Origin of the sequence: Vibrio sp. 1167 (assembly GCF_033340375.1) — a bacterium.
In the GTDB taxonomy this organism is placed as follows: domain Bacteria; phylum Pseudomonadota; class Gammaproteobacteria; order Enterobacterales; family Vibrionaceae; genus Vibrio; species Vibrio alginolyticus.
The window spans coordinates 1-1007 of sequence record NZ_JAWOWK010000142.1 but is presented as its reverse complement, the minus strand read 5'-3'; the positions used below and the strand labels follow the sequence as shown (position 1 = coordinate 1007).

The 1007-nt window shown below is 46.9% G+C and carries 2 protein-coding genes; one reads left to right on the top strand and one right to left on the bottom strand.

Annotated features, from left to right (window positions below; genetic code table 11):
• A partial coding sequence (locus tag R7Z78_RS24950) for an EAL domain-containing protein (RefSeq protein WP_169643693.1) occupies window positions 1-356 on the top strand: 356 nt, incomplete at its 5' end.
• 67 nt (window positions 357-423) lie between these two features.
• On the opposite strand, the gene azu is transcribed toward R7Z78_RS24950, so the two are convergent.
• Window positions 424-876 carry an azurin gene (gene azu, locus R7Z78_RS24945; protein WP_169643691.1) on the bottom strand — a complete coding sequence of 151 codons (453 nt, stop codon included), beginning with the start codon at window positions 874-876 and terminating at the stop codon, window positions 424-426.
• Between the last annotated feature and the right edge of the window lie 131 nt (window positions 877-1007).

Sequence of the window (1007 nt, the reverse complement as noted above, 5' to 3'; positions counted from 1 at the left end):
TAAACGATAAAGTGTCGTTGACCAATACGATGATCGCGCTGCAAGCGTGTGGTATTCGCATCGCAATGGATGATTTCGGAACGGGTTATGCCTCGTTTCCGCATTTGCTCAAATATCCGTTTGATAAGATCAAACTCGACCGTTCATTACTGCTTGATGCCACAGATGAAAAGGGGCGCGAGTTATACCGAATCGTGGCTAAACTCGGGCACATTGCCAACTGCGAAGTCGTAGCCGAGGGCGTAGAAACTCAAGCCGAATATGAGTTCGTCGCGCAATGTGGCGTCGACAAAGTACAAGGTTTTTATCTGGCCAAACCGATGCCGATACAAGACTTATCGGATGAGAGAGCATGACCGGATTCGCCTAGTAAAAAGGGAAGCACGCGCTTCCCTTTAGTCACACTCAAATTGAATTCAACGATTATTTGAACTGAAATTTACCCTGCATGATCGCCCAGTGACCAGGGAATGAGCAGAAGAATGAGTAATCACCGCCAGCCGTCATTTTTTCCGTGCTGAATGTAATGCTGGTGCTTTCACCGCCACCAACGACTTTCGTGTGAGCGTAAACGCGCTCGTCGTCTGGCTTCACGTAACTGTTATCTGCGCCAGCAGACATGCCGTCAGTGCCTACAGCTTGGATGTTGGCTGTATCTGCGATGACAACGTTGTGCCCCATAGATTGCGCTGGCATTTTACCGGTGTGGTTGAGCGTTAGCGTTACTTCTTTACAAGTTGCTGGAACACTCAATGTTTTGGTCGAAAACTGCATCATATCGTTAGCATCAATAGAAACCTCACACTCGGCACTGGCTTGTGCGCCGAAGCTTAATCCTGCCAGTGCCAAGGTTGCTGCTAATATACGTAAAGACATATAACACTCTCCATTTTGTTGTTTTGGGCTGACTTGGACTTTTTTGTCCAATAGTTCTCATTATCAGCCAGTTTTGACCCGAAAAACGTGCTTCAATCGGTATATTGACGATTTGTTGCAAACTTGTACTG